Origin of the sequence: Vibrio mediterranei, assembly GCF_013364395.1 — a bacterium.
Classification (GTDB): Bacteria; Pseudomonadota; Gammaproteobacteria; order Enterobacterales; family Vibrionaceae; genus Vibrio; species Vibrio mediterranei.
In genome coordinates this window covers 1,139,867-1,166,552 of record NZ_JABXGK010000001.1, presented here as the reverse complement: position 1 = coordinate 1,166,552, position 26,686 = coordinate 1,139,867, and the positions used below count along the sequence as shown (strand labels likewise).

The 26,686-nt window shown below is 44.5% G+C and carries 13 protein-coding genes; 2 read left to right on the top strand and 11 right to left on the bottom strand.

Annotation, left to right across the window (positions count from 1 at the left end):
* Positions 1-15: 15 nt before the first annotated feature.
* Positions 16-1,101: an ABC transporter ATP-binding protein gene (locus tag HOP38_RS05515; RefSeq protein ID WP_006071538.1), complete on the bottom strand. Its 1,086-nt coding sequence runs from the start codon at positions 1,099-1,101 to the stop codon at positions 16-18.
* A gap of 565 nt (positions 1,102-1,666) precedes the next feature.
* Complete coding sequence (locus HOP38_RS05510) at positions 1,667-3,043, bottom strand: aldehyde dehydrogenase EutE (protein WP_038228030.1); 1,377 nt, start codon at positions 3,041-3,043, stop codon at positions 1,667-1,669.
* Between the two features lie 438 nt (positions 3,044-3,481).
* On the opposite strand from HOP38_RS05510, the gene HOP38_RS05505 reads away from it, so the two are divergent.
* Positions 3,482-5,062 carry a diaminopimelate decarboxylase family protein gene (locus HOP38_RS05505; protein WP_198557619.1) on the top strand — a complete coding sequence of 527 codons (1,581 nt, stop codon included), beginning with the start codon at positions 3,482-3,484 and terminating at the stop codon, positions 5,060-5,062.
* Positions 5,063-5,153: 91 nt separating this feature from the next.
* Here the strand turns inward: HOP38_RS05505 and HOP38_RS05500 are convergent, their stop codons facing one another.
* Positions 5,154-6,857 (bottom strand): class I SAM-dependent methyltransferase, encoded by a 1,704-nt coding sequence (locus HOP38_RS05500; protein WP_198557618.1) that lies wholly within the window; start codon positions 6,855-6,857, stop codon positions 5,154-5,156.
* A 527-nt stretch (positions 6,858-7,384) separates the two neighbouring features.
* Positions 7,385-7,912: an opioid growth factor receptor-related protein gene (locus HOP38_RS05495; protein ID WP_198557617.1), complete on the bottom strand. Its 528-nt coding sequence runs from the start codon at positions 7,910-7,912 to the stop codon at positions 7,385-7,387.
* A gap of 385 nt (positions 7,913-8,297) precedes the next feature.
* Here HOP38_RS05495 and HOP38_RS05490 point away from each other — a divergent pair, with 385 nt between their 5' ends.
* Positions 8,298-9,356: a hypothetical protein gene (locus tag HOP38_RS05490; RefSeq protein WP_198557616.1), complete on the top strand. Its 1,059-nt coding sequence runs from the start codon at positions 8,298-8,300 to the stop codon at positions 9,354-9,356.
* Between the two features lie 111 nt (positions 9,357-9,467).
* Here the strand turns inward: HOP38_RS05490 and HOP38_RS05485 are convergent, their stop codons facing one another.
* The 7 genes from HOP38_RS05485 to HOP38_RS05455 form a co-directional block, all read right to left on the bottom strand.
* The gene (locus HOP38_RS05485; RefSeq protein ID WP_198557615.1) at positions 9,468-15,725 is read right to left on the bottom strand and encodes a DEAD/DEAH box helicase; all 6,258 of its coding nucleotides are present in this window, start codon (positions 15,723-15,725) and stop codon (positions 9,468-9,470) included.
* A 9-nt stretch (positions 15,726-15,734) separates the two neighbouring features.
* Positions 15,735-19,109, bottom strand: coding sequence for an STY4851/ECs_5259 family protein (locus tag HOP38_RS05480; protein WP_198557614.1), 3,375 nt, complete (start codon positions 19,107-19,109; stop codon positions 15,735-15,737).
* Positions 19,110-19,186: 77 nt separating this feature from the next.
* Positions 19,187-19,525: a hypothetical protein gene (locus HOP38_RS05475; RefSeq protein ID WP_198557613.1), complete on the bottom strand. Its 339-nt coding sequence runs from the start codon at positions 19,523-19,525 to the stop codon at positions 19,187-19,189.
* Between the two features lie 53 nt (positions 19,526-19,578).
* Positions 19,579-20,994 (bottom strand): McrC family protein, encoded by a 1,416-nt coding sequence (locus tag HOP38_RS05470; RefSeq protein ID WP_198557612.1) that lies wholly within the window; start codon positions 20,992-20,994, stop codon positions 19,579-19,581.
* Between the two features lie 2 nt (positions 20,995-20,996).
* Positions 20,997-23,504: an McrB family protein gene (locus HOP38_RS05465; RefSeq protein WP_198557611.1), complete on the bottom strand. Its 2,508-nt coding sequence runs from the start codon at positions 23,502-23,504 to the stop codon at positions 20,997-20,999.
* A gap of 54 nt (positions 23,505-23,558) precedes the next feature.
* Complete coding sequence (locus HOP38_RS05460; protein WP_198557610.1) at positions 23,559-24,965, bottom strand: restriction endonuclease subunit S; 1,407 nt, start codon at positions 24,963-24,965, stop codon at positions 23,559-23,561.
* Complete coding sequence (locus tag HOP38_RS05455; RefSeq protein WP_198557609.1) at positions 24,965-26,551, bottom strand: N-6 DNA methylase; 1,587 nt, start codon at positions 26,549-26,551, stop codon at positions 24,965-24,967. Before HOP38_RS05455 ends, HOP38_RS05460 begins: the two co-directional genes overlap by 1 nt.
* Positions 26,552-26,686: the final 135 nt, after the last annotated feature.

Here is a 26,686-nt window from a genome sequence, read left to right as displayed (position 1 = left end):
CCTTTCTTTCCTTGACTAAGGGTGATCAAGCGCTAACCCATCAGAAATGGACCACGTTAGGCTGGCTACATCACCGGCCTTGAAGGTCGGTGCTTGTTGGTCATTGAGGAGCTTCACCATCACGTCTCTGCCGTCTTGCAACTTAAAGAAGTAACGAATGAAGTCACCAACGTACAATCGGGTGACAAAGGTAGCGGAGACTTGGTTACTGTTCACTTCGTCCTTGTCTCCGATAAAGAAGTTTTCTGGGCGCACTGCCAACATACAGCGCTCTCCAATTTCAGGAACATTGATTGCCGTCGCCACAACTTGAGTCCCATCGCTCAATTCAACATGAGCGTGGTCGCCGTCAATTTTGGTTAAAGTCCCCGGAAGATGGTTATTCTCGCCGAGAAAATCGGCGACGAACGCATTGGCTGGACGCTCGTACAGCGTAGAAGGGTCCGCACACTGCTGAACTACGCCGTCCTCAAACACTGCAATACGGTCAGACATAGTAAGTGCTTCGGTCTGATCATGGGTAACATAGATGGCGGTAAAACCTAACTGTTCGTGCAAGCGCTTAATTTCAAATTGCATCTGCTCGCGAAGGTTTTTATCCAATGCACCTAAAGGTTCATCCATAAGAACAATCGAAGGCTCAAAAATCAGCGAACGCGCCAGTGCCACACGCTGCTTTTGACCGCCGGAGAGCTGACCCGGATAGCGGTCACCAAAGTGTTCGAGCTCCACCAGTTTTAAAAACTCTTGAACCTTCTGTTTGATTTGCTCTTTGGGTAGTTTGCGAACATTAAGGGGATAAGCGAGGTTTTCTGCCACCGTCATATGAGGGAATAATGCGTAGTGCTGAAATACCATGCCGATGTTGCGATGATAAGGCGCAACGTTAGTGATGAGTTCTCCGTTGACTTCTATCCCACCGCTGGTTACATCTTCAAACCCAGCGAGCATCATTAAGCATGTGGTTTTGCCAGAGCCAGAAGGCCCCAACAGTGTCACAAACTCCCCTTTAGCGATGTCGAGGCTAAAGTCTTTCACCACAAAATTGTGTCGGTCATAACTCTTTTTTACATTCTTGAATTGTACGTAACGACTGTCCATTTCTACTGCCTATCCCTCTGCTTCAAGCTCAACCTTAAAAACTGAGCGCTATTCAAAAACCTAGTTTTGATTAACAACTGAGCAACATTTGATTTTAGAAAGTGTGATTTATCCTTTGTTTTTCAGACATAAAGAGGGATTACGAAATGTTGCAACTTGTACGAAAATTAAGCTCAGTTCGAATGAAGGTTTGAATTAGGAAGATCTACTAGATAAAAATATCAGTATCATAGAAATAAATGGAAGGAACTGCTTATTTGATAAATCAGTCGTTAAATTTGATCTTCGTATCAACACGCCCTCTTAGAACAAATTTAGCAATATCAACGTGCTACAAGCACTGTTACATTGTGGTACTTAATTGGAATATGGGCATAATCAGTATTCAAATTGACTTCATAAAATCGTTAACCTATTAAAATGACAGCGTTATTCTGGTTAAAGCCGTCGATGTCTACTGCCCGCGCATCTCTCAGAGGAAACGTTCCTGCGGCAATCAAACAAAAAAGCCGAAGCAAACGCTCCGGCTTTCAACTCATCTCAGGACGGGTCATCACACCATCGATTAAACGATACGCAGACCACCTTGAGCGATAGCAAAACGACGAGCACGAGTAAACGATAACGCGTTAGTAATACCCTCACCCGTTGGACCCGCGATAGTGAACGTAGACGTTCCTTCTGCGTTATAACCCACACCAGACAGCGTTGGGCCGTTGTGCGCAAAGATAGTGGTGTTGATACGAGCACCAAACTTAGTCACGTTCTCGATGTTACCCGAGTAGATACATGCCGAGTGCTTATTGGCACGCTCAGCCGCCACTGCGCGGTCGATGGCTTCATCGATATCTTTACAGATAACCACAGGAAGCACTGGCATCATTTGCTCTACGTGAACCAATGGGTGGTCGTTTTCTACCAGCATTACTGCAAGGCGAGTATCAGACTCAACACCGATTGATTTTAGAATCTCACCTGCATCTTGACCGACGTGTTTCTTCACCGGGTGCCAAACACGAGCAATCTCATGGGCTGTGCACGGCTTCGCGCCTTCAAACTCATCTAGCGTCAGAATTTGCTCAGTTAACTGCTCTGCTTCTTCTGCTGTTAGCACGTAAGCGCCAACTTCTTCTAGCTTATCAAGGAATGCATCTGCTACGGCCTCTTCAACGAAGACTTCCTTCTCGCCAATACACAGTAGGTTGTTATCGAAAGAGGCACCGCCGTACACGCCCGCCGCTGCTAGATCTAGGTTAGCGGAAGCGTCTACGATTACTGGCGGATTACCAGCGCCTGCGCCGACACCTTTCTTACCAGATTGTAGGATAGCCTTAACAAGACCAGGGCCACCTGTACCCACAAGCATATTAATCAGTGGTGACTGAGCAATTTCGTTTAGTGTTTCTAGTGTTGGCTCTTTTACCATGGTCACTAGGTTCTCTGGGCCGCCTGCTTCTACGATGGTTTTGTTTAACAAGTCAATCATCACCGCAGAAACCACTTTAGACGATGGGTGAACGTTAAACGTAACCGCATTACCACCAGCAAGCATCGAAATTGCGTTGTTCACTATGGTTTCTGTTGGGTTAGTCACAGGCGTTACCGCACCGATAACACCATAAGGTGCGCGCTCACCAAGAGAAATACCGTTGTCACCAGACCATACTTTAGTATCCAGTACTTCCGTACCCGGCGTTTTCATTGCCGTAAGATGGTGCTTAGCGATTTTGTCTTCCACGCGGCCCAGTTTTGTCTCTTCACGAACCATTTTTGCGAAGTCTTCTGCTCGCGCTAATACTGCTTCACGAATAGCAGTTAGGATGGCTTCGCGACCTTCTTTGGTACAGTTTACGTAGAACTCTCGTTGAGCTTTATGAGTAGCTTCAATCGCAGCGTCCACTGTCGCGAATACACCTTTAGCGTTGTTAATATCAAAAGACATAGTGATTACCTCGTAAAATTGGGTATTGTGAAGAGCTAGGCGTTATGCCAGTTCTTTTCGACATGTTTAGTAAGGCTAATTCCTCACCTAGTATGGCTATAATTTAACCCAGACACTCATCAACACGATGTCACTGGGTGTCAGCTTATTTGACCCATTAACGCAAATAACCCACAGCAATAACTTGACTCATTACGTAGCCCCTCACTATCTCTCGCCTCTTAGCAAACAATACGTTAGTTCACCCACAACCGTAGTTTGTTAACCTATCAGCCCAATCCCAACCTCTGCTTTCTGACAAAAGCAACATTAATTCAATACGTTAACACTAGGTGTAAAATAAATTGACCCTCAGTGACATGCTGCATTTTTGACCTCCAGATAGACTAGCGTTCATCAAATCGATACCCAATTACGAACACTTCGTGAGGAATGAATATGAAAAATCAAGCGCTTTTAGAAGAGTCTGTAAAGCAACTGAGCACTATTTTAGAGACACAGCAACAGCTTCTAGCAGAGCACAAAGCTAACCAGAACTATGCTGAGCGTCTTGAGAACATTCTGACTCCAACCGACGAGCTAACCACTCAAGGTGACGACTTATTAATTGGTGGTTGCAAAGCCACTGATCTTATCGAGCAATACGGTAGCCCGCTATTCGTGTTGAGCGAAGACACGCTTCGTAACAACCTGCGCCGTGTAAAAAACGCGTTTGGCAACTACTGGCCAAAACCAGTCAACGTGATGTTTGCTATCAAGTCGAATACCAACTTCGCGGTTCGAGCTATCTGTAACGAAGAAGGCGTGGGCGGTGATTGCTTTGGTCCAGGTGAAGTTGAAGCGACATACATTGCTGGCGCAGACCCAAAAACCATCGCACTGAACGGTACCGTTAAGCCTGAACTTGCTATCCGTAAAGCAATTGAATACGGCTACGCGATTCACCTAGATTCTTACGAAGAGATTGAAATCGTTGAGCGTATCGCTCGCGAAGTGAAACCAGCGGAAAAAGTACGCATTGCGGTTCGTCTAAAAGTTATCCCTGAAGATTTCTTCAATGACTTCGAACCAGATGCTTATCCGTTCCCTAACTTTATCGGCGCGATGAAGTGGATCAAATTCGGCTTGCTAAAAGAAGAAGCGAAGAAAATCATCAACCGCGTAAAAGAAATCGACATGTTCGAATTCTACGGTTTCCACACTCACCTAGGCCGCTTCTCTAAACAGCCTGAAGGTTGGGATGCGCTATACCGCGAATACGCACGCAACATTATCGAAATATCTCGTGAGTGTGGCGTTCAACCTTTCCAAGTTGATCTAGGCGGCGGCTGGCCACGTGAGCGTGAGCCTGAGTGTCGTAGCAAAGAAAACATGATGAACCCGAACACCATCGAAGACTACGCAAAAGTAGTGTGTGGGGGCATGCTAGAAGAGTTCACTAAAGAAGGCTTCGAAGTACCACAACTATGGCTAGAACCAGGTCGTTATATCGCAGGCAACATCGGCACGCTACTTACCTCGGTATACGTTGTGAAAGACGACCAAGAGATGGATTACACCTACACCATGGTTGATGCATCGACTTACCTAGCTACATTGGTCGAGTCTCAAGAATCGAAGAACCCAGTTCTTCCAGCAAACAAAATGACCCAACCATTGGTAGAGAGAACCACTGAAATCGCAGGCCCAATCTGTATCCCATCTATCTGGGAAAGCGGCGCGCGCATGCCAGTTCTACAACCAAAAGACGTGCTAGCGATTATGGATGTCGGTCACTACGCAGAGTCTCAAGCGAGCCAGTTCAACTCACTACCACGCCCAGCAACGGTGCTAGTGAAAGACGGCGAAGCAGAGCTCATCAAACGCGCTGAAACGGTTGAAGATGTATTCGCAACGCAAATTCTTCCAGAGCGCTTTGTAAAAGCAAAAGCTGAAATTGAGAAGAAAATGGCGAAGCCAGCTGGTAAAAAAGCAGCAACTAAACGCCGCGTGGCAAGAACGCCGAGTTATTCGAAATAAGCAGGTTGCTGAGTTTTGGGCTTGGTGGTTTGAATTGAGAATTGGTAATTGGAAAGCTCCCGTAGGGAGCTTTTTTGTGTTTGGTCACTCACTACCATTCATTGATAAGCAGACGACTCTTCACACCCCGAATCTGTAGCCCCATCGCATCAAAAACTTCTTCAAAATCCTGACATCTAGGAGGAAGGTTAGGTAGCGACAGAGTGGCCTCAGTGAAAAAACGCTGTCTATGTTGGTCTTGTTCTCCCCAAGCAAGATGCCACCAGTTCACGATACGATTTCTAGATTCGACTAACCGCTTCTTGCTTGGCAAACGGTCACTTTTACTAGTATTTTCGTTTTCGGTCGTGGGGAGCAAGTTCCACATATCATTATTTGGCCAATAAGCGAAAGGCAAACAATGATCAACATGAAACGACTTAGTTAGTTTGGTATTGCTCCAAACGCTCGACACGCGATGTTTCTCTCGCTGCAACTCACCCACCCTTTTCCGCACTTCTCGTGTATCGTGATCCTTATCCAACCAAACCAGACAGTCATGGTAGCTTTGCAGCGATATATTGTTTTTCCGGTTCAACTCAAAACGCTGCATTTGCATCACCCACTGATTGACTACCAACGGTTCTATCCAAGAATTATAGAGCCTGAAGCACTCCCAAAGGCTCTGCTTAAGAACAAAGAAACCATAACTTTCGAAAAACTGAGTATCTAGATACACATTACTTTGTGTTCTACGCCGTTTGGCTGGCGCTAAGGTTGAGAACTCGTATTTCTTGTCTTGTTTTGTTCCGGTAAAGATATGGGCGATTGGCCCTTCTTTCATGGCTTTAATCGACGCCTGAATTGTTTTCTGCAACGCTTTCGCTTCGTCTCCCCAAAACAGGCTACCAACAGCAAGATCATCCGCTGATAAATGTTTGAGCTGATGCCAACCCTCTTCTGTCACAAAACTCAATCCACTATTGGGGTTGCTATTCTGCTGTAATTTTCCGATATCGATTAGACGCTTAAAGGCTTTAACCCAATATAACGCCACCAATCCCAAAGGAATGGCAACTTCACCGCCAGTTCTATCTGACACGCATCCAGGGTGAGCATCGGCTATACGTAAAAGTACTCGCAGTAGCGCCAATTTATAGGTTGCGCTCTTACTGTCATTGACGATGATATGTCGTACCTTACTTAGGTCGCCAGAGCCATCGTCGGGTAAGCTTAAGACCACGGTTTGCCAAGATACACGGCTACGCCCTAATGAGTCACCCGAATCACACACAGCTTTAACAAGTAAAGCCGTGTCTTTGGCAAATTGCTCCAATTCTGATGCTGAAACTGGGTAGCCAATTCGCTCATCGTCAAAGGGGCCATGACGTAGAGTGATGATCAGTCTTCCATTAGGAGCAAGGAGGTTTGATAGCTTACGAAACGCTCGACTTCTTTGACTCGGCGGGACATGCATCCAAACAGCACTCACCAAAATTAAGTCAAACCGAATTCCAAGGCTCTGTGCAGCTTTTAAACTAGGTAATTCATCTTGTAACCACGTTACGTCATCACCAGTGTTCGCCTTACCTATTTCTCTCATTGCTAGCGACGGTTCCAACGCAAAAACCTCCGCTCCTTGTTGCGTCATCCATTTTGCATCTCGGCCCGATGACGCACCTACATCCAAAACCGTATCCCCTTCAATAGGCCAATATGGTTTCCAAGAGGAGTGCACTTCCTCAAACTTTAGTGAGTTATATTGTTTAGCCAACGAGTCTGCATTTTTGTCGTAGAAAGAGGATGTTATGGACATTGTGAGAGCCTGTTATTGGGTTGGTCCCATAATATAAGGCAGAGTTGCATAATGCTAGGAGGTCTTAGAATAGTGTTAGATGGTTTGAGGTGAATCACGGTTAGAGGATTTAGGTCTTACTAGTCCTAATCTTTCGCTCAATTAGATGAAATGAAAAAGCCCCAGCATTTCTGCTGAGGCTTAGAATGTGGCGGTGAGTGAGAGATTGCCATAAATGTATAACCGCATGTTTTTAAATAGAAATTCATTAAAATTCAAATTCCCTATACATATGCATATACTTTTTATCTTTGTTTTCGTTACGTGACATACATCCCAAATCGCTTTGGATTTTAGGGTCTAGGACACCTGCATCCGATACTGCGAAATTCGTCTTTGGCAAAGTACCACATGCAGGTGTTTAATATGAGCATCATTGACATCACTTTGACGAATCAAGTATCACGTTAGTAAACGACTGTTATCGTACATTGCAGTAAAAATTAGCGAACTCAAAAACAATTAGTCACTCAAGCTTCAGGCCTTCGTCAATTGACCACACCCAAACCGTGTCCTGCTTTCAACCAATAAGCCAATGACTCTTCACTGACTTCACCATGTTCTTGCGCAGCCTTAACTATCGCCTGTTGAAACTTGAAACTTAATTGGGGCTGTCCACATAGCGCAAGGCTGCGAATTATTCGTGAGATTCGAAGATGGTTGTGGCCACCACGTTTTAGCCAGATATGGTCACGGATATTTAGCTGGGTGGTTGGTACGATTTCTTCCCCCTCCCAGTGTAGGCCAAAAAAACGAAGCATCAGTTCTAAGGACTTTCTCTGCGTTTTCTGAAGCATTTCCGACGAAGAAAACTCTGCTCTATCGTTCTCGGTCAGAATCGGAGCATGCTTGTTAAACTTTGTTTGTATATCAATTGGAAACAACCACTGAATGTACTTGTGGTCGTGCTCTAGCCAAAACTCGTTAAACTCCCATATGTCGCTAATTAGCCTTCCTTGATGATCAGTGCCCTCTCCCAGCTGAAAAGATAGCAGTGTAGAGTGATTATTTGTCATAAATTACGTCCAAAACTAAGAATTGAAGGGTAAACTACATCCCCTTACCTGCGAAGCACCTAAAGCCAGAATCTAGGACATTCTATTGTCACTATCAACCGCAAAAATCATCTGCTACCACGCAGTCGAACGCCTAATTACAAATAATAAATAAAACGTGTATCGTTTTCTCACGAAAGGCATGACTTCTATTAAAGTAATAACAACAAATACCAAATGGACGTAAGTTCGTAGTAACACGAATTATTAACCATGTGTATCTCACTCATATAGTTCAAGCCCTAAGCTCACGACTTATCCATCCAAACAAGTTGTAGCCAACTATCACCCCTCTTTATATATTGATATTATTAACACCAAAAGATATCCGAAGTAACTATGACTCATGTACACATATACACCAAAGAATTACCCATCCGAACTTAAGTCTACTCAAAACTCTATCACCGCCTACAGAAACCTAGTCGATTGCAGTGATAAAACCCCGACACAAATGGAAAATGAGTCATTCCATGCACTCGATAGTTGTTTTGAAGACATTTTCTTCGTTGAATTAGAAGGAACAAAAAGCTTCTTAAGGAACACTAGTCGTGCACTCGGGGCTATTACCTCCCTTGGTGGCGCTTATGTTTTTGCTCTTCAGAAAAAACATTACTCAGACATTTATGATGCACTCTATCAACCTGGACTCAATGAACTAGAAGATTTACAGAAGCAAACAAACTACATTTTGGATGAAATCGGTAGTTTACTAGCACACTATAGTTACACAATGAAGAAAGCAGAAAAGGTGTTAAAAACTAATTCTAGCTATCAGTTCAAAAATTCATCAAAGCAAGCAACTCCACACTCTCAAGTACGAAAGTTCAATACAAAATATAATTCTATTTTAACCAATGGCTTTGGCGGCTTAGTTGGTGGAAGCACCGCAATTGGCGCTTGGAGCATCGTATCTATTATAGGGAGCGCGTCCACTGGTACAGCTATTTCCTCTCTTTCAGGAATCGCAGCGACAAACGCCACTCTTGCATGGTTCGGTGGAGGCTCTCTCGCGGCCGGTGGTGCAGGGATGTCCGGTGGCTTCTGGGTACTTGGAGGAATTGTAGCTGCGCCACTAGTGTATTTTTCTACAAAAAGTTCGTATAAAAAGGCGAAGCAAATCAAAGCTGAAAAACACAAACTAGTAACAGAACTTGAGAAATTCAGAAAGCTAAAAGTTGAAGCCTCTCACCATCTGAAAGAAGTCAGAGCCCAACTTATAAAGGTTAAAAGTGTTGTTAGCACCACTGTACCTGAAATTGAAAAAGAACTATCTTCGTTCAAGTCTGCTAGTTCATTTACCTATCGAGTTTTCGGTGGGCAAATGAATCCAGCACAACTTTCATCAATCAAATCTATCGAGACTTTATGCGTAGAAAGCATGACCGAACTTGGTTTTGCTTGAATAGACTATGGCACCTAGCCTGTATTTCTCGATACTAGGTGCCTAGCTTCGTTTTCTCTATAGCTAATGAAAAGCGTGCGCCTCTCTTCAATCTACCGAGAAACAATACCGCTAACTTTTAATTTGGAAAGTCACATCGGTCGACCAAGACTCACTATTGCTCACAACCAGGTTTGACTCTTTACTCCTCAAGTCTCGCAGTTGTGGGCCTAGGTCTGAGTGAAAGCTGTATTTCACTGTATCGAATCTCGAAGTCGTATCTGAAATACGCCAGTACCCTACCCCCTGATCAAACTTGAAGATTAGCTCTCTGCCAGACTCTAGTTTAAGGGTTAGCAATCTTCGGTGGGCGATAGAGCTGCGCTTTTCGTGACATTTCACACTAGGTTTCACACCTAACTTCAACTCACCCCAAACCTCATAAGCCTCGATAAACTCTCCCTTATCTTGCCAATCATGATGAAGGTAGTGACCTACTGTTTGCTTTTCGTGATAAAGCGTATTAATCGTGACTGTTCTAATGCTATCAAAGCCTCGGCATATGTAGCCAAGCAGCTCACAAATCATCAACATTGAAGATGGGCTTTGTATATATCGATCACTGTATTCAACTTCAAAGAGGCTTTCGCTCTTTAATAACTCAGCAAGTTTAGGGTTGGTTTTGAACATGGTAATCCAGAATGCTTTTCCGAACATACTCAATGAGCCATTCAGCTCTTCAACCAACTCTATTGACTCTATCTGTGGAGCTTCCCCCTTCTTACTGATTGACAGTTCAAAAGGACTTATTGGGTGAAGTTTAGTGCTTTCGCAGCAAATCGATATACCACCTTGCTGTAACCATAATTTTCCAGGGATCGTGTTTTCAGCTACAGTGTTGGCAATCGTTGATATTTTATTTCCATCGCTCAATTGTGCCATTAAGTGAGGTGATACCTCATCTGCTCTTGAAATCTGAACACCCAACTGCTGGAAGGTCCACAGCTCCTCTTCAAACTCCTGGCTTAACTTGGAAGAGGTCAAGACTAAGGCCACACCTATCTCATCACTCAAGAGGTATCCAGCAATAGTTCGCTTGAAGTCTGGGTGAGTCAGATCCCATTCATCACAGTCAGGATTCAGAAATAGAGTTAACGATTTAGCACCTAAGTTTATCTGCTTGCGAATTGTTCCAAGAACTGAATAGGGCTGGTACTCACCTGGACTATACTCGGCTAATGACTCTGGAAGGCGATTATAGTAATTGAAGTCATTCCCTACCCAATCCCTTGCCAGTGCAGTGTCAATCTCATCTATATCATGACGAGTGTCTGATTCTAACAAACAATCACTACAACCAGAGACGCAGTTAGGGCAAGTAAGCCCAGAAATCATATCCGCCAGAATTGTCTGAATATATTGACTTGCTGAACTTGCGAAGCCAGCTCCACCAGAAATAACATCATACAACTGAATCACCATCGCTGATGTTGTTCCCTCGATGATAGTAGGTCTAATCGCATACCCCATTTCAGATGTCGATATGCCTAGCTGTTTTGCGAGTGCCGCGCGAAGCGAGACTGCTAATGTCATTGCGACGGTACGACCATCATTGTCACAGCTAATATACTCATTTCTAACTGGATGCCTCAGTACTAACTCAAACACGTCCGTTTTCGAGTGGCACCCAAGATGAACCCCTTTCATCAAGGTAGCCGAACCATCACAGGTGACATTTCCTTCACCTGATTTGTCTTTCTTAACCGCTTTTAACGGTTTATGAGCTGTACTTGGGTTTAGCGCGGCTGGATAGTCTCCGTTTTTGTCCAACGACTCTGCGCGACCGCAAGACATACACAAGGCATATCCTTTACCATATTCTCCCGAGCTGTGGTTAAAGACAGTACCTTCTGCCGTTGAAACCATGAACCCCATCGCTCTGTTCGGAAGATCTATGTAAGGAGCTTTTCCTGTTGAAACCCAAGCATCTTCCACTGGAATGAACTTTTGTGTCGATATGTCATTTGAAGGAGCATGATAAAAGTCTGTCGCAAAGCCTGTAGGTTGTAATACTTGTCTAATGTGTTGTCCCTTGATAGGAGCTCCACACGCCGAGTTAGTACAATTCATGTTTAGTGATGATGCAGAAACAGACTCTTCATATCCTGTTTGTCCACAACTATCGCAGCGCCAAGCCAAGTCGAATTTTTGAGCTTCATTAACTCCAGAGTCAGATACATTGTGCCAATGCAATGTAACACCACCAGAGCGAAACACTCGTCCATCAAGAACCACTTCAGAACCCGGAGAGTACTCTCTTATTGCAATCGCTAGGTTGCGACTTGGAAGTCCTCTAAAGCGCGAGACATTGTCCTCTCGTTCATTAGACTTCTTTTCTTTACCTTGTTTCTCACGGATAAAGTCTTCAATATTGTTGTTGTCAAAATTAACAACATCAGTAGGGAAACCGTAACCAGGCAGGAATGCCTTGGATGAAAGTTCTCTAAGCAAATACTCTTGTCCCAGCCTACTTTTTTCAAGTCCAAGCCGATAGGCGCAAGGACTCTCGGCATCAGCTCCAAGCAACTCCTGCTCTAAATAATTGAACTCATTAAACCATTTGCCTTTCAGTTGCTGGATAACTTTAGATGCGGATGCGCGCAATGCAGAAGGTTGACTGCCTGCTAACCCCGTTCCACGAACCAAGGCACTTACATCAGAGTCCCAGTCTCTCGCATCGCTCTCAAGCCAATTGAGAAAGCTATCACAAACAGCATTGCCTTCAGGTAAATAAAACCACTCTAAGTTCAAAGAGGTTTTTTCTTTGTTAGTTGAGCCAATCTGTGTCTTCAAAAAGATTGAAAGCAACAACGAGTTCACATGTCGCTGAATCAACCTTTGAGAGTTAAACGCGATATACGGCGCTGGAATTTTGGTTACAAATGGCCACTTTGGCTGTTGGAACACTTGCTGATCGTGGGGGTTTCCTTTGCATAGTGTGTATGAAATAGCACGAGACTCTTTACTTCGCCCAGCTCGACCCGCTCGCTGCAAATAATTTGCTGGGTGTGGTGGTACATTGTTCATTACAACCGCACTGATACCGCCAATATCAACACCCATTTCCATTGTGGTTGAGCAATTGAGAACATTGATCTTTCCTTTTTTGAACAGATCTTCATATTCATTTAGGCGGTCAGAGCTTTGTTGCGCAGAGTGCTCCGCTGTACGGTAGTAAAGTCCTCCTTCGACAGCACGATCGTTGATATCCGTCCACAGATTGTGCTCTCTTAAATATGCTACCTTCGAGTCTTTACCAACTACCTCGCGTATGTGTTTCAGCCCTTTCTGATAGTCATGTTGAGTTGCTTCAACCTGCCAAATACACGGAAATTCCACTTCCACGCATTTGTATAGACTAATATCTTCTACCTTGCGTGGAAGATAAGGTGAAATCCCCTTAAAGGTCGTATCAATAAGCTTATTAGTGACTTTACAGATATACACTTTATCAACGAAGGAGAAAGTAATCTTGTTACGATCCAGAGCAAAACGGTTGTTGTCAGGCGACAATATCCGAGTGTTTACAGTAAGCTCATGCCATGCACTAGCCAGCCAACCATTGATGATATCCTTACCGACGGTAGAGTCCGCGTCTATGCTTGAGGTCGCTGCTAACAGTTTGACAAGGCGATTGTGATTGCCACTGCGGATTTGTGGCCACTTTTTCACTCGTCCTTCATTCGCTTCTTCAGAGTCAGGATTACGCAATGATTTAGAAGCAAAACGGCTACCAATCCATTTCAACCACCCAGCATCTTCGAGGCGTAAGAAATTGTTTTCACGAATATAAAAGTCGAGAGATACTTTTATGAAATCTAACCAATCATCGAGCTTGTAGCCATACTCTTCCCAGTGATCAGGACAGGTTTTGATTTTATCGAGACCTGCATAACTAACCTTGACCATGCCTTGGGTTTCTGAACTATTTTGTCGTTTAGGGCGGCGTGCAAACTCTCGGAATAACAGCATGTCCGCGAGCTTCGCACTACCGTCAAATTGCTTGAATATTTCTGGCGACAAATATTGGTTGTACTGAAGCATTGCACCATTTAAATCACTCTTTTTTGCAAGCTCTGTCACCATGTCATTCCAGCTCAGCTTAGCCAGAGTTAAATCGACGCCACCGCTTTCAATTGCGCTCGCCTGAGCCTCCAGCATTTCGGCCGGACCATTCATCCCCATTGCTCTTAACTCTTTAGCTTTAGCAAGAAGATCTTGTGCTGATACTCCCTCGGAAGGTGTATCATCATTCTGAGGCTGAGAGAGTTGTTTCTCTCGCAATACTTCAATCACAGCACCGCGTAGCTTGGAGCGCTCAGCTTCTTGCTGCATTCTTACGGACAAGCGAGCTGTACCCTGACGGCTATCGGTGAAAGTGATTAATCGTCTACCACGTGCGGGTAAAGATTGTGGTCCCTCGGGGCCATCAGCAACAATATCAGGGCAAAACTCTAATAGTGTTGGCACAACATTGGCGATATAAAATGGCGCACCTAACATGGCACGACGAAACGGAGAACCATGGTTATATCCCTCAAAATTACAGGAGCAGCAGGTTTGTTTCTTCGCAGTATCCATCATGAGTTCATAGCCTGGCTTTACTGAACCAATGAGACCATCTTTGCCAATATTGATAGCTGCATAATGCTCGTGGTCATCTTGCTTGGCACCAAACATTTCCGGATAGCGAGCGGTATCATCCAACTGCTGAACGTCTTGATCATCTTCATCAAGTCTTTCTTGTTGCAGTGAGAATTCATCACCAGCACTACCATTCCACTGCAGGAGCTTGCCTTTTTTATCTAGCCCCATCAAATGAGGCTCATTACACTCTAAACAAAAACTGAGTTCTAAAACGGGTGCGCCACAATCACAAGCTTGCCTTTGCACCGCGTAAACACTGCCAAATGGCCATTCTTGTTCGAGTTTAGTCCCTTGCTTACAAGAACAGTTTCTATCGATACATGCCCACAACCCACTCGTCATTCGTTGAAAAAAGTGAGCTCGCAGCTTTAAAAACGCCTCCGAGTATTTATCTCGTTTTGTTCCGGTCAATAGATCTAACCAGCGTAACAAGTCTCGTTGACTTAACTGTGGTTGATTGGATAAAACACTCGACTTCTCATTGATCTCACTGAGCGTCAGTGGCGCATCACTTTCGACAATGACTTTTCTCAAGATATGTGCATAGGAAGAAGCTTGAAGTGCAGCGAATCGCTCCTTTGATATCTCAGGGTTTGGTTTTTTACTAGGTTCACCACCAGGTTCTATATTCTCTAAGTCGTCCAAAGTGCGTTCAACGGTTTCCACAAAATCCAGTTCCGGAATAACACGACGCCCACCAATCACTTTAATCTGCTCTTTGGGTACATCCGCTAGTTTCGATAGATACTCGGTCAGTTGCTCCGTTGCATTGGCATCGGCAATGGTTGCTGAGGTGGCAACAAAACGAACATTTTTAGCCTCTACACCAAAGGCATGCAGAACTCGACGCAACTGCAATGATAGCTCAGCGGCTTGTGAGCCTACATACGTATGAGCCTCATCAAGAACAATCCAGCGTAATGACTTTTCTTCTCTTGAACGTTCGATTATCGGCGCATCAATTTGCCTTACTAACATATATTCAAGCATGGTGCCGTTAGTCACAAGTATTGGTGCAGGCTCTTTACGCATAAGCTCACGAGAATGAACTTCGTTACGATGTTCTTGCTGTAATTTGCGAACCTTGTTCTCACTGTTTTCAGTATTTCCGTTGTACAAACAGTAACGAATGCCGTCGCCGAAATGCTGAGTCCACGCATCTAAACGTTCTTGCTGCGAATTAATCAACGCATTTAATGGGTATAGGAAAAGGGCTCTTACTCCCACTAATGGCGACTGTTTCTGTTGGTATTCGCGGTAAAGGTCTTCCAAAACTGGAACCATAAAACATTCCGTTTTACCCGAACCTGTACCGGACGTGACAACTACAGATTTTGGAGGATCTTCAAGAAGAGTACCCCATGACTCAAGCTGGTGTTGAAATGGATTGAATTTTGCCTCAAATCGGTATCGACCATTGCTTTTGTCATCAAGAGCATCAATCACCGCTTTAGAGAGTAGATCCCCCTCCAATTCAGAAACCTTTGGTTCAGCGTACTCCCAACCGAAAGTATGCTCGAACAAAGGCGGAGCAAGGAACGCATCCTCTTGACCACAATCAACAGACATAATGTCACTCAAGTGATTGCGTAAACTGGGGTCTGTTATACCAAGAACACTTAGTGTTGACTCTTTACTACGCGAGATAGACTGCTCAACTAAATCAGAAAAATAACGGGTCATAACAGTTCCTTATTGTGCTTCGTTGGCAAAGTAATTGATAAACAAGCGATAGACTGGCTCGAACCAATCGTGGTCGAAGTCGCGCAGTTTGCGTAAATGGAAAATTGTCCCTGACAGAAAAGCGTTCGAGATCTCACTTGGAACTCTATTGCTGGCAAGTGCCGCGGCGAAAATAGGCCAATAGATCACACCTGATTGAAACGGTCTGTTAACAGTAAACTCAACCGGCAAAAGATCGAGGTGCTGACACCAATGCTTCAACTCATTGCCCATCTCTGTCGGCCAATCATTGTCTTCACAGTGGGTATGCAATAGGTCTTGATGCCAACCGTCCATCATCTCTTTCATCAAAGGTAGTGGTATTTGACGCGATTTTTGCTTAAGCAAGATCGATTTAATTTCTATATCGTTTAATATTGAGATAGCAAGGCTCAACTTAGATACTTGCTGCTCAACCATGCTTGTTACTAAGGCAGCCTCAAGCCCTATTGCCTGAAGTGTTTGAGTCAACAACGATATTGCATGCTGCCAATGAGATATCTCAATTGTCTCCCATAGTAATGGGAGTTCTGCATCCATTTGAGACAGGCATTTGTCATCAAACTCTAAACGGAACACAGCCACAGCGAGAGCACGCTCATTTCTTACTAAGTGGCGCCATACTTCAAACGTAGAGAGAGGTAAGTGGTCATAGTTCAAGTATGTCTGCTTCAGATATTCCCAGCCACTATGCGACCAATCTTCCGCCATTTGTTCAATCACATCAGCAATCACATTAGGTTCAAAGCGTGGATGAAACAACTCTGAGGCCTTTTGCAATGTTTTTACTTCGCCATTGCGCTCATGAGTTTCTCCCAGAAAAAACTTCGCTCGAAAAAACACTTCAGAGCCTTTTTCTGGGATGACTAACCAAGGTCCACCGCGATGAATCATCTCGGGCAACTCATACTCCCCAGTTGCCACTCCTTCGCTGTGGCAAGGGGTCAATACAAAAGTTGACTGCTCTGGATTTGCAAGTGACATCAATACCGGTTTAACTTGGCTCGCTTCAGAAATAGCCGTCGAGCGCACTGAGACCGTATGGTTATGTCTATCATGCTCTAGCATTGTTGAGTAGTGGCTGACTACGAAGGTCAAAGTGCGCCCTGGGCCGGTGAGGCGCAGTTCCACCTCACTATCGAGCATCTCTGATAAGGACAACAATTCTAATATTTGACCTTTCAAGCCATATAAACTGATCTCTACTGGCTTATCTGTAACCTTGTATTGCCAGCGAAAGTAAGGTGGTACATGGAACTTTGAGTGCGCTTTTGCTCGTAATTCAGCCTCAAGTTGAAACGTCGCTGGTATGCCTCGAGTCGAGAATAAGAATAAGCGACTGCCTAACAAATCCTCTACCGAAAGTCGCTGTGAGAGTGTTCCACCAGCTTTATTGTAGGCTACTGCTCCGCGCGCTGGAAAAGGAACCTCTATAGTGATTGGTTCAGCTAAAATATTTGCTTGAATTGCGAAGCGTACAGAAGCTGGCGGCTTATCATTAGCCATCAAGCGAACTTCTTTCACGCCATCATTATTGGTAAAAGATTCAACAGTAACCGTATCGCTAACTAACTTCCAAGTGCAAGGTGACGTTGTTAAAAAGCGGATAACCCCCAGCTTTGGCTGACCTCCATTTTCAAATTCAACCTCAAAATCCTTGGGCAAAATACCAACCCGCTTTTTCAGTTTTACGAGCCCTTGCTCATCTTTCACCGTCAGTAGTTGCCTACCATTAAACTCACTCGCACTCAGAGCACGCAATGGCCTATTATCAAGGAATATGTTCAACTGTTCTTCTACAGACAGCGGCGATTGCGAGTGTTCTTCAACCACATTTGGGATGCCTTTAAATACCATTGCAGGTTGAGTCGGGAATTGAACTTGCTCACCTTTTAACACATAGCCCTGTGCCGAGAAGTCATCTGAACCCGACGTCACAATGTACCTCTCATCCGAGCCAATCTTGATCTCACATTGCCCGTTTAGATGATAAATAGGTAAATCATTAAATTGAATCGTCGCTAATTCAAGGTCACCATAAACCGGTTGTACGGTGGCGTTCTCAGGCAACAAAAGGGCAACTTTCGATCTACGGGTTGAAAATGTAGACTGACTCATGACTGCCCACTTGTCACCGTCACTAGATAGGGTCAATGGTGATTCCCCAATATCTAACGAACTATTGGGAAGTGCAATATCAGCCAATTTACGACCAGATTGCATAGCAACGACATAAAGCTCACTGCTTGGCTTTCTTCTGCGAACTTCAATGGTGGGGTTTCGCATCCTGACTGATACACCACTCTCACATGTTTGAGCAAACCCAGTACCTAACGATGCTATTTGCTCCGCACCTTCAAATACTGCTAACTCCAATCGGCTAGAGGTAAGCGCGGTCAAAGACAGTTCAAAAACACACTGATGCGGTAACGAAACCAAGGAATAGATCGCCTGTTGCCCTACCGATACTGAATGTCGGCATTGCAGATATTTTCTAACCACTCGAGCCTTATTTACCTCTCTGGAGGCTGTAGACAGCAGTTGACTCAGAAACGCAGAACCAGTCTCATTTTCAAGAGGTAATGGGAAACTCTCGCGCCATCGAGGGAACTGCTTGTCCAAGTACTGAGCAGGGTTCGTTTGTGTTTCAAGACCAAATTGATAAACCAAACTATCCAGCTTATCTATCATATTGGTAATGAGCCTTACGGTACGAGCAGTCTGCAAGGTTTCAGGAAAACCTGTAATTCGAGAGCGAATCAGTGCATCAATGGCGTGACTGCCCAAGCCCTTAGCATCTTGATAACGTTCAAAAATCGCAAAGAAGGCATTTTGATAGTGATTAGATTGCTGCGAGCTAACGTCGTTGGATAATAAGTTGGAAGGCAACCCACCCTCGCTAAACACCGAGCCAATATAATCATTGTGACCATTGTTAAACTTAGCCAGTGGTTTCTTCCAATGCCCAACCAAGCCTCTTACAACAATGTCACTGATTTGTGAGTGGTTTAGCTCTAAGCCCAAGCTTTGAAAAATAGGTAACCAACTCCAGTCTCGGCTGTACTCACGACGAAACCATTCAGCGCCATACAAAACAAACGCAGCGCACCACTTATCAGAGAATCGGCTTTGAACCGAAAAATTGGCACCATTAGCCAGAGTTTTTCTCAGCATCTGATATTCTTGCTGCGTCATGTGATATTGGAATAAACCCTCACTCGCGCTGATATTCTTATTGGTGCGTGTCTTAATAAAGTTATCTAACCAGTGGCTGATCGATTGAGTTCGATCAAGCGATAGCGTGCTGCGGCTAGATAAATCACTTGAGTTAGTTTGAATAGTCATAAAGCAACCTATTACCTATGTTAACCGACGTTGTTAATTGGCTGAAATTACTGCGTTGTTATTTATAGTTAGTGCCGTTACTTCGGCAATAAATACCCCAAAAACATTTCAATATGCTCTAAGGTCTGTACTTTGATTTTAAGCGCCGACTCCCCTCGCGTTAGACCTGGCGTGCTGTATGTGTTGCTGTGACGACCTTTATCTTCGGGGTAACGCGTTGTTGGGATCTCTGGTAATGTCACATCACCAAATGGTTCAGGTAGCCAGACATTGGCATACGAGCCATCTTTTGGCGTATCGACCTCAATCACGATGCCGAACTGGCTGGTGATATGCCATGCATTTACCTTTTTAGTGACGCGTGCTGGCTCACCAAATTCGAGTAAAAGCCTGTCTAATAGTTTGTCTCTAATCATTAGCGGTTCATTCTTATTACAATTCTGAGCATTACAATAACTCAGAGCTTAACTCACAAATGCGAGAGGTCACTCTTCATAAGCTTGTGAAAGGGGTGATAGTCTCTGGTAATCAATCGACTAAGCCCGCCCAGCTCTATTTCAAACGGGACAACCCACAACCGTAGGTCTTTGGTAAACTCAAATGAGAACTCTATCGGCTCTTGGAACCCATCATGTCGTGGGTAAATCAGCACAAGGTCACCGGCTCCACCTTGGTAATTCTGCCCGTAGGCCAGCATTTGATAAAAGTCAGACTGAGCCAAGCCATAATTGTTAGCTTGGATATCAATCAACTTCCATTTCGTATCCAGCACCAGTTTTATTCCCTCTGAGCTTGTACCTTCTCGGTAAGTGATAAGCAAATCAGGTCTTAACTGGAACTGGCGGCGATTTTGATGTTGAACCAAATACTCACTGGTCGTTTGGGTATGCAGTTTTGCTTCGGGTATGAGTTGCTCGTTTAGCACTGAGGCAACGTAGCTTTCGAACACTGATTCCATTGGAAACAGTAACGATTGCGCGCTCGATGTGCCTTTCATACTCAGCGGAGAAAAACCTTCAAGGATCAAACGGGCCCAAGCCAAAGGCGCTTGGTAATAGCTCATACTTCGGTCCAATTTCACTCGCGCAAAATCTTGTTTAGCGTTAAGACTTGCGGGTACCTCATCGAAAGCAAAGTCGAGTTCTCGCAATAAACGCTGGTTAACATTGGCTCTGGTGTACGAGGCAACCTTTTTTAACGCAGCCCGAATTAGACGGTTTGCAGGTCGGTCTTGAAGATACTCGTCATACTCAACAAAAAACTTATGTTTGTTCACCACATTGTGACGAAGCTGCTTCGATATTTTGAGCTTGCCCTTTTGAAACGCTAAATTGTCTTCACAGCGCACATAATCACTTCGCAATCCACGTTTGACCAGTTGATTTACGCTATCCAAAAACTGCTTAATAAACACTTCAAGGAGCGGCATCTTTAACGTATCGACGCTGGCAGAATCGGTGGCTAGGTGCCGAAATTCGCCTAGGTGTCTGAGCATCATTAACAGTTTGCTTCGTGACTCAGTAACACCCAGTTCAAAGTCTTCCGCCGTTTTGGCTATTTTGGGCAACACCTCTATATGCTGGCCATGTGGCGTAAAAATGACACCAACGTAGTTCTTTACTTGTAGAACCTTGTAACCAAAACGGGTTCTCAATTGCAGAAACTGAGATACGTTACTGTCTCTCTGCGCTAGCTCGTACTGGCTGGCACTTTGCTCATTGAAGAAAAGTGACTCGAGGTATTCAAAAGAACGTTTGGAGACATGGCAAAAGCCGTACTGAATCGCAGCGTCTTTGTCACTACAAAGAAAACCAAACTCAAATACAACTGGATGATCGCTCGCTACCCCGTTGCCCTTGTGTAATGGACTGTTGTTAGCGCCCATGATTAATCACTCGACGCTTGGCCCAACGAATAGATCCCAATGTAGGCAGAAGGATTATCCCAGACACTGTCGGTTTTATCTTTTAGTGTGAATTTCTGTTGTTCCTCACCGTACTGGTTTAAGCCGTGGTTGTGGCCAAACAGAGTTCCCAACGCCTCTGTGGTAAGCTTTTGTTCAGAAATAAACTGCAAGCCCTCTAATTGGGAATTCTCGGCTTTCTGATTGTCCGCTAGCACCAAACGGATCTTGTTCCAATCTTCAAAGAAGTACTCTTCGAACAAAGGGATGATTTTGTTTTGAAAGACCGACTTCAACACGATAAAGGCCTGAGTATCATCACCTTGCTCAACACATTCCTTGACTGGCATAAAGAATGCGTGCCCCAAGGTGTGTTCACGGTCGTAAAGTACTTCAATACGTTGGTTTAGAGTTTCTAGGAGCTGCTCTAGCTCAATGCCTCTCACTGTTACGCCACTTAACAAGCTTGGCTTTGGCATCATCTCGATAAACTCGAAACGGCGTCGCAATGCGGTATCCATCATAGCCAGTGAGCGGTCAGCGGTGTTCATTGTGCCTATAAGGTAAAGATTGTCAGGCACCGAAAAAGTATCGCCAGAGTGAGGCAGAACGACTTCGATTGACTCTGTCTGCCCTTTTCCAGAGCGCTTGGAGTCTTCTATTAAGGTAATCAGTTCACCAAATATCTTTGAAATGTTGCCTCGATTGATTTCGTCGATAACCAGAACAAAGTTCTTGGCATTTTTTGCAGAGATCGCCGGCTTTGCTGGTAGCTTATATTTGGTGACTAAATGCTTGAGTATGGCTTTTACGTATGAAGGGTTATAGAACTCCCTTACATTTGCTCCTCGATAGAGCTTACGAATACTGTCTATGGCAACAGGGTAGCCGTTACCCAGATCTTCATGACTTGTCTCATGAGGAAAGGCTCTGAAGGTCGTATTACCGTGATATTGAATGTCGAACGCTTTACCTCTTTGCGTTGATAAAGACAGTGAAGTGCCTTCTTCTAGTTCTTCTTTGAGATTGGTAATCGCAATTTCCAGCGGGTCATTGTCTTGCTCAACCCCTTGTGTCGCCTGCTCGCAAATACGTTTAAAAACACCTGATTTGACATCATAAGAGACTTGTCCATCTGTTGAGCTTGCACTTAATCCTTCAACAAACTCCTCATAGCCATAGCTTTGATGAAAAGTGACAAAACGTATACGTCTCGCATCACAGAGCTCTTGATATTTGCTTTGAAGCGCCGCACGTTGTTCTTTAGTAGCACCAGTCTGCGGTTTGATATTAAGATCAAAATAATACTCTGGCTCGGCTACTTTCACTGCCGCTTCGATCGTGTGGTACGTTTTACCGGTTCCTGGCGGACCGTACAGGATCTGGTTGAGAGGTTTGACAATATAATTGTTCATCGCTGCGCTCGCTTTATAATTAGCTTCATTGTCTCTTATTCGACTATTTTCTTCGGTTTCAGCACTATTATTTGTGGCTTTCCACTCGTATAAACTCCATAAAAGAATATTTCGAGCTTGTGCATCGATGCCTTCTGGAAGAAACTGATTAGTACACTCGAGTAGTCTTGTGTTGTCATCCAGCCATGTAGTTTGGCGTCCAGCATCAATTTGATATTGTTGCTTTAAGCATGAAAAGACTTCTTTAATATAATCAGGCGCGACTATGCTAGTGTATTGCTCGGGTGCGGCAGCGGCAAAGACTCTATGTATTACCCCCCATAGAACTCTAGTGAAACGTCCCTCTGTCTTCCAGCCATCTAGAATGTAACGATACGTTTCTTCAGTTGGCTTTGCGAGAATAACGCTAGTCAACGTTTCTAAATACTCTCTGTTTGAATCAAGTTCCTTTTTATACATGAAACCCTGTCCAACACCGGCAATGCCGTTGCTCGAGTCATACCAGAGCTTTTTAATGTCCTCTTGGGTTATTTCTTTGCCGTTTTTAATTTGGTTAGCTAGTTCGCAAGTTTCCAAATAGCTTTTGTACCAACCTTCCGGATTAAACTCGCTCGTTGAGTACCATCGAAAGAATTGTTCAACAGAGTGCTGTCCTTCACCACTCTCCCACAAGTTGTGTAGTGTCTCTCTGTATCCATTTTTTATTTCAATACCGGATGTTTGAGGACTCCATTTCTGATTAGACATGGCACCTTGAAGCAACATCATAGGCAGCAAGCCTTGCTCACAATTTGAGCGCAACTCCTCTAGTTTGAAATCGATGTATCGTTTTTGTTTTGATGCATCTGACCAATGTTCGGCTAAATAACTATCTTTGCTCACCGTTCCTTTCGCAACGATTCCTCTCGGTTCGACGCCGACTTTAATCAAATAAACAGTATCACCAACTTTTGGCTGCTGGCTGTGGCATGACCATCGAACATTCTCTCCAATGGTATAGTTTAATGTTCCAGATTCAGAACCATCTCCTCCCGTAGAGAAGTTCTTTGGATTCCATGTTAATAGATATACTGACATTGAGATTTACCCACAAAAAAAGCACGCTGTTGTGCGTGCTAATAAATTTATAAATTAGTTATTTTCAGCAGCCTTTTTCGCCGCACGCTTTTTCGCGTTCTCTGCTTTTTTAGCAGTTTTAGCGAGCGCTTCGGCCTCTTTGCGGGCTTCGGCGATTCGCTCTAAAAGTTTGTCTGCAGGCTCGTCGTTTGGATCTTGTGGAACCAGTTCGCCACGGAAGGCTTTTGCTAGAATGCTTTGGGTTAGGTTATCTACCCTCGCCTGTGCTTTTTTCACTTGGGCTTCGATGGTGTCAGCGAACGCGAAGTATTGGTCGACTTGGCGGACGATTTCTTTTTGTTCCTCAACAGGCGGAGGGATTAGCTCCAGCGATTCAATCATACTTTTAGTTAGAGCTTGTCGAGTAGCCCCATAATTCTCCCCCTCTATCCATTTTTGCATTTTTGGCGATGCTAAGTAGATATGTAAATAACGTGGAAGCAATATACTTGGGTTACAACGAATTATGGAAACGTGCTGATTGACTCTACCGCCAACAAAGCACTCAGGAGCTAGGTTAACCCTGCCAATAGAAGCTCCCGTGATATTCAGTAAAACATCATCAAAATCTATTATTACGTTTTTCAATTTCTCTGCTTGTGCTTCATCTATGAACGCTAAGTCATCATACTTAATGAAAGTACTATGAATATTCATCGATCTAACTAGAGGGATACCCTCAGTTTTATACGCAGCCTGACCTCCTTTAGGAGTCGAGCCAGAGCCAATTTTGGTCGTCATGGACTTCAAGCTCATAGCCATTCTATCATTCTTATCGCCAGACCACTCTTCCGTCAACTTCCCCGACACCGCAGAAGCGAGTACCGATTGGCGGAAGCGTTTTAGCAAATCGGGGATACCGTCTAGGCGGGCTTTGATGGTGTCGACCTGTGCCAATACGTCATCGAGTTTTTCGACGATGCGTTTTTGCTCGGCTAGTGGGGCAATCGGCAATGGAATTTCTTTTAGTTCCTTAACTGCAGCTAAGTTCTGTATTGCTCCTCCTACCGACTTGTTGAGTACAAGGCTCTGCACCTGAGGAGATTTGAATAATCTTAAAAAATAATCTGAATCGATAAATTTATCTTGTAATCGAATTCTCAATAAAGCTTGGTTGATAACGCCTTTAGGAGCTTCTTCAGGAACAAATGTTATTTTCCCCATAGTTCCAGAGCAACTAATTAAAAAATCACCTCCTTGTACTTGGAAGCCACTCAACTCTTCATATTTTTCCGTTGTAATAAAATATCTAAAAGAGCTACAGTCATTGTTTATTGGCGCATATTGTTCATATACAGCAAATCCTTCATCAACAAAACAAGATTTTTTAAGATTGCCACCAAACGGTCCTCGACGAAAACCATCAATCCCAGTGATATCATTCCACTTAACTTCTTTCCAGTTACTTGGCAGCTCACTCATTACTCAGCCTCCGGCTTTTCTTCCAAGCCAAACGCTTCTTCAAGCAATTGCTTCTGTGCCTCAGCCTCATCATTAGCACCTAATGATTGCATAAGTTGGTAAATTTCTGACATTGCTTCCGTCAACTCTGCCATCGCTTCCCCTGCTAGCACTTCTGGCTCTGGCAAGTTTTCTGCACTGGTCGCTTCGAGGTCTTTAAGCCAAGAAATATCTAAGCTATCGCCTTTTTGGTCGCGAATATGTTCACGGCTGAACTTGCGGAAACGCGCATTTTCGATGGTGTGCTCGACTGAGTTTTCTCCTTCTGCAAACACATTACCTAATGTCTCGTATACACCTTCAACACGGTCAGATTGACCATTCGCATCGCTGTCGTAGGCGTTTACAAACGCATCAAAGTGTTTGTCCGTTAGTGGGCGGCGTTTACCAAAGGTGTTCATATTAGTTCGCATATCAAATACCCAAGTCTCCTTGGTGCAACCTTTGTCCTGAGCTGGATTCTCTGGTGTGCCTTTTTGGAAAAACAGCACATTGGTCTTCACGCCTTGCGCGTAGAAGATGCCAGTTGGCAGACGAAGAATGGTGTGCAGGTTACATTTGTCCATCAAGTCACGGCGGATTTCTGTGCCTTTACCGCCTTCAAACAAGACGTTATCTGGGATAACAACGGCTGCGCGACCACCTGGTTCTAGCGCATCGTAAATATGCTGCATGAAACAAAGCTGTTTGTTCCCCGTAGGGTGAACAAAGGTGCGAGTAATGTTGGTGCTTGCAGCACTGCCAAATGGAGGGTTAGTCAAAATCACATTGGCTTTTGGCAAGCTTTCACCCGCACTGCCAAGTGTATTACCAAGGCGAATTGCCCCTTCGTCTTCATCGCCTTCAATGTCATGCAGCAAGCAGTTCATAAGTGCTAGACGACGGGTCTCTGGCACTAGTTCTAAACCCACAAAGGCTTTGGTCATTTGGAATTCTTGGTCATCATCGTCGAGGTCATCGAGGTCGTTTGTCTGCGCTTTGATGTACTTATCAGCTTCAATCAAAAAGCCTGCGGTGCCCGCTGCTGGATCTTGAATGATTTCACGCGGCTGCGGCTGCATAAGTTTAACGATGGTGCTGATAAGCGAACGCGGCGTAAAGTACTGACCAGCACCTGATTTGGTCTCGTTCGCGTTCTTTTGCAGTAGACCTTCATACATGTCACCAAAGTCATCACGGCTCTTGCCCTTATCACCTTCGAACCATTCAAGGCTGTCCATATTGTCCACCAACTCGGTAAGCTGAGCTGGTTGCGTGATAGTGGTGTTGACGTTTTGGAAAATAGCACGAACAATCGCGTGATCATCTGCGCCCAGCTGTACCAGCATATTGCGGTAGAACTGGTGTTGGTCTTGGCCGATTTTTGCTTTCAAATCCGCCCAGCGGTAACCCTCTGGTAACAGGTCATCTTCCTGACCCGTTTCTTCACACATTTTAAGAAACAGCAGTGAGGCCAGCTCGTTAACGTAGTTTTGGTATGACACCCCACCATCACGTAGGTTGTCACAGAGTTTCCAGAGTTTGGCGACGAGATCGTTGTTGTTCATAATAAGTCTCTTGATTAATGCAACACCTTCATTGGTGATGCGAAGACGCGGTTACGGCGCGCCTTTTAAATTTGCTCAGGAGTTCTCACTGTCAGCAACGCGTATCTATTCACTCATTAAACGCTGACAGCGAAC